3 protein-coding genes and 1 pseudogene are annotated in these 4,723 nt (G+C 45.8%); 1 reads left to right on the top strand and 3 read right to left on the bottom strand.

The features are described from left to right. Positions 1-1,134: IS630-like element ISMae23 family transposase (locus tag PX636_RS03550; RefSeq protein ID WP_288116242.1), on the top strand; the 1,134-nt coding region annotated here is incomplete at its 5' end. A 12-nt stretch (positions 1,135-1,146) separates the two neighbouring features. Here the strand turns inward: PX636_RS03550 and PX636_RS03545 are convergent. The 3 genes and pseudogenes from PX636_RS03545 to PX636_RS22590 all read right to left on the bottom strand — a co-directional run. After that, positions 1,147-2,463 carry an NACHT domain-containing protein gene (locus PX636_RS03545; protein ID WP_002799010.1) on the bottom strand — a complete coding sequence of 439 codons (1,317 nt, stop codon included), beginning with the start codon at positions 2,461-2,463 and terminating at the stop codon, positions 1,147-1,149. A gap of 29 nt (positions 2,464-2,492) precedes the next feature. Beyond that, positions 2,493-4,061: a B12-binding domain-containing radical SAM protein gene (locus tag PX636_RS03540; RefSeq protein WP_002799011.1), complete on the bottom strand. Its 1,569-nt coding sequence runs from the start codon at positions 4,059-4,061 to the stop codon at positions 2,493-2,495. A 59-nt stretch (positions 4,062-4,120) separates the two neighbouring features. After that, positions 4,121-4,333, bottom strand: a pseudogene (locus PX636_RS22590) (hypothetical protein); the annotation flags it as partial. Between the last annotated feature and the right edge of the window lie 390 nt (positions 4,334-4,723).

Below are 4,723 nucleotides of genomic sequence, written 5' to 3'. Positions count from 1 at the left end.
TTAGAAGAAAAGAAAAACTTACAAAAAGCTCTTAAAGAAGAAGAAAGAGCAGAGGTTAGGGAAAGAATTTTAATGTTTCTCTTGCTAAACGACGGAAAAACTCAACGAGAAATAGCTGAGTTTATTGGCTGTTCACTCAAAACAGTCGCCCATTGGTGTGTTCATGGCGATCCTAACAATATAGAAAGTCTAGAAGATGGTAGAAAAAATGGAAATCATAAAAAAGCCACAGAGGAATATATTAATTTACTATTGAAAATAGTTGATGAAGACCCGAAGGAATTGGGATATGAATTCGGGAGATGGACAGCGGCAAGATTAGCAGAGCATCTAGAAAAGGAAACAGGAATTAAACTGAGTGGCCCGCAAGTGAGAAGAATATTGAGAAGAAAAAAGTATGTGTATATCTGGGCAAAATATAGTCTAGAAGATAAGCAAGACAAGAAATTAAGAAAAGCATTTAAAGAAAAATTAGATGAATATTTAAGGTTGGCTAAAGAAAAGCCAGAGTCAATCCAGGTATGGTTTTGGGACGGGGCTTTCAAGGTGGCGACGCAGGTTCGCCACACAGCCCCTCATGAGTGTGGATTTAGTTTGAGAGTAATAAGAAGGAGAGCTTGGACAAAAAAAGGAAAGCGAAAAAAAGTGAATGGACAAAGAAAAAGAGGAAGGGTGAATGTGATGGGAGCCTTAAGATATAATGACAAAAAACGAGTCTGTTTTATGATCAAAAAAGGAAATTCAGAAACTTTCCATGAACAATTAAAGAAACTTCATGAAGAGATTCGTCAAGAATGGATAAACTTGGGAAATCTGCCCGAAGATTTTCGAGAAAAAAGACCGAAAATTATCATCATATTAGACAATGCTAGTTATCACAAAAAGAAAGATGTTATTGAGCAGGTGGAAAAAGAGTTGCCCAATATTAGGCTAGAGTTTTTACCAGCTTATAGTCCAGATTACAACCTAATAGAATTAGTGTGGCATTCCGCTAAAGAGTACATAGCTAATCGAGAATTTGAAAATAAAGAAGAACTGGAAAAAGTAGTCAATCAGCTTTTAAATGAAGGGGGATTGATTATTAAATGGAGTAGAAAACTTAAAAATAAGGGTAATGCTGTCAATGTAACTTAAATGCGTAAAAGCTTACTGCCCCTGTTCAAAAGTCACTGCTGCAAGCTGGCTCAACAGCCTCAATTTTTGGGGCAATAAAAACCCCCGGTAAACCTGATCGCGTTCGACTCCTCGAGCTTCATCCCATTTACCCAGCAGCAAATCCAGCCCTTGTTTATAAAACTCAGCCCGCTTGCTCGGAAATTTCCCTTGACCCTGAAACACCCAGCAGGCGAGATGCAGAAACAGAGGTGTCACCACCAGTTGCCGAAATTGCCAGTTTTCCGGCAAGTCCAACTTCTGCATAAACTCAGCCGACTGCTCCTGCCCCGCTTGAGCAGTCGTTTTGCTCAGTGCCACAAACCACTTTTGCGCGAAGGTGCTGATTTGTGCCTGGGTAAAGGGGGCAATTTCTACATCAGTGAAACCTCGAATCTGGAGTTTTTGGGCAGCGGTGCGACAGGTTACTACAAATCGATTGCGATGATACTTTTCTGAGAATTGACGAATTTCTCTCAGAACTGCTGTAATGTCCTGGTTGAGAACTTCATCCATGCCATCGAGCAACAGCAGGACTCTGCCCGCTTGCAGTAAGGTTTCCAGCACAGACGGGTTGGAAATTCCAGCGGTGAGCAATGCCTGACGGATGTAGTTGAACAGGCTAAATTCACCACTGGGACTGGACTCCTCGGCAAATTCTCTCAATAAGATAAAAATCGGCACTTGATTCGCCGCAAACTCGCCTTGGTTGCACTGAATCGCCAGATGTTGCAAAAAGGTAGTTTTGCCAACCCCCGGCCTGCCCAAAACTCTAAGCTTTGAGTAAGTTTCAACAGCCTGCATTCCGGGTATTTGCTTCTGCTCAACCTCTCCCAAACCGACGCGCTCGAATTCAGCAGGACCCAAGTTTTGCCAATCGGCAATCTCCACCCACTGTTGACTGGCAATTTCCGCCAAAATATTGACATCCACATAGATGTCATCAAGGTTGACTGGATGGCTGATGTCTAGTAACTGCAAGATGCCGCACTGGTTTTGGATGGTGTCCAGGCGTTGCGCTCGCACCTCTTGCACCAGAGCATCAATATTAGTTTTCGCCAGTTCTCCTGGTTCAGGAAATTCTGCGGGCGGAGCGAGGGCAATCTCCCGCCAATCCAAATCCAGAATCGAACAAATTTCCAGGAAAACCTGGCGATCAACGGGTTTCCCTGTGAAAAACCGCCAAATCGGCTGGCGGGTCTTTAAGTTCACTTCCCCTGCTAGATTTTCCTGAGTCCACCCCTTGAGCGCAAAGGCTCGTTTAGCCTGTTTAATTCCCGAAGGGGAAGCCTGGAGCGATCTCTTGACCATACAATCCAATCCTCCCTATCGAGTCAGAATCAGTTCTGGTTGGGACGACCAGAAACTTCTAAGGGATCGTAGCCTAGTTGTTGAGTAATCCGTTCTCTGGCTAAGGCCCGGTACTCCCAAAAATGTTCTCCCGCCGCGCACAGACCTAAATACAGATTGAGAACTTGGGGCTTTTTTTGCCAAATCGTCCATAATTGCCGCCAAAACTGTCCCCGAATGTTCCCTCGGCGGATACCCTGATGCCAGATTAACTGGGTAATTAGCCGTAACCCCTTACCCACGGGAAATTGCATGGTTTGCTTGTGTTTTGACTGCAAACCCAGACCGAGACATTGTTGGAAACAGCGTCGGAGATAGTGGCTGGGTTCGTACAGCGTCCAGAAGCCTTCGACATACTCTTTGGCAATTTCGGCAATCGGGCGGGTGGGGATAAAATTCATCAAGCTATTCTGATCTCCCGTCGGATGGATGCTGTCACCCTCAACTAAACGCTGTTCTTGCTGGAGACGATTCCAGAGCGCCGTGTTGGGCGGAGCCTGGAGGATGCCTAACATGGGCTGAGGAATACTGGTTTCTTCCACAAAGGCTTGAATCCTTTCCCCCGCACCAGAGCGCTCTCCATCAAACCCCAAGATAAATCCAGCATAGATTAGCAAACCGGCTGCATTAATCTTGCGACAGGCTTCCACCAGTGGATTGCGAGTATTTTGCAGTTTGCGCGTCACTTGCAGACTATCTTGGTCAGGAGTTTCAATCCCCAGAAAGACAGAATAAAACCCCGCCTCAGCCATCAGGCTTAACAATTCATCATCCTCTGCCAAATTGACCGAGGCTTCAGTAATAAAGGTGAAGGGATAGTCGTGCTGCTTCATCCAGGGAATCAAGTCTCTGAGAAAGCGTTTGACGTTGCGCTGATTGCCAATAAAGTTGTCATCGACGATGAACAACGAACCGCGCCAGCCTAGGTCGTAGAGAGTCTGCAACTCGGCTAAAGTCTGACTCGGCTCTTTAGTACGAGGTTTGCGCCCGTAGAGGGAAATAATGTCACAAAATTCGCAGTTAAAAGGACAGCCGCGAGAGAATTGCACTGCCATCATTAAGTAATCGTCTCGCTGAAGCAGGTCGAAGCGGGGGATGGGGCTGAGGGTCACGTCTGGCTTGTCCCCAGAGCGGAAAATTCCCTGGCTTTGACCTTGAGCGATCGCCTCCAAAAACAGGGGAACGGTTAACTCTCCCTCATCCAAAATGAGATAGTTCGCTCCAGAATCCAGGGCATCCTGGGGGACAGAGGTGGGGTAGGGACCGCCAACGGCGACTTTTTTGCCTAACTGCACGGCTTTTTGAATCAGAGCTTGAAAATCTGGCTTCTGGACCAACATGGCAGAGAGGATAACCAACTCACACCACTCCCAATCGGCTTCTGTTTCAGGATTGACGTTGCGATCATAAAATCGAATCTCCCAGTTTTGGGGGAGGAGGGCGGCGACAGTAATGATGCCGAGGGGTGGAATGGTGGCTTTCAGTCCCGCGATTTCCATAAAGCGATCGTAAGACCAGAAAGACTGGGGAAACTCAGGGTAGAGTAACAGGGCTTTCATCGAAAAACTGGGTCTGAAACCCCGCCCTTTAGCGATAGCGGAGGGCGGCTTTACATAAGTTAGTGAGAAACAATTAAACCGTTAGAACGACGAATTAACTGAATCTTACTAACAGTTATCTGTCCCAATCGTTGACCATTGGCATCGCTTACAGATAGCTGTTTTTCGGTATCTCCACTAACATAACCAATTCCTTTGGGAGAAGAAATTAAATCTCCTTTACGGAACCCATGTCTTGTGGTAGAGCCACCACATTTACGTCGTTTACCACCTTACAACTATGTCTGCTTCTTCATTGGAGGGGAATATACCGATGATCGAGTGAATATTTGTCATGAATTTCCTGTTTTTAGTACATAATTAGATTATATCCAACATTCCGCAGGTCAGATTCCACTTCATAAATATCCCTCTTTGGGAGTATCTCATTTATGCAAGTGAGTAATTAGGGTTTGCGGCAAAAAGTTTTTCTTGGGGGCAGGGTGTGGCCCCCCCAACCCCCCCGACATCGGGGGGGCAGTTGGGGTGTAGGGTTTTACCGATTTTGAAGGCAGGGAAAAAGTCCCTGAATTTTCCCCCCGATCACTCCCATATCTGGTACTTTTTGATTTACAAAAACTCTAAAAGTCTTAACCAACAAGGGTTTTACCATTATTCAGCCA

The organism is Microcystis sp. M53598_WE2, assembly GCF_030067735.1.
Classification (GTDB): Bacteria; Cyanobacteriota; Cyanobacteriia; order Cyanobacteriales; family Microcystaceae; genus Microcystis; species Microcystis aeruginosa.
The sequence above is the reverse complement of the archived record's forward strand: the minus strand, read 5'-3'. Positions and strand labels throughout refer to the sequence as shown.

Coding starts and splice junctions, on each gene's coding strand:
- PX636_RS03545 (WP_002799010.1), bottom strand. CDS start 2,463: ATGGTCAAGAGATCGCTCCAGGCTTCCCCTTCGGGAATTAAACAGGCT.
- PX636_RS03540 (WP_002799011.1), bottom strand. CDS start 4,061: ATGAAAGCCCTGTTACTCTACCCTGAGTTTCCCCAGTCTTTCTGGTCT.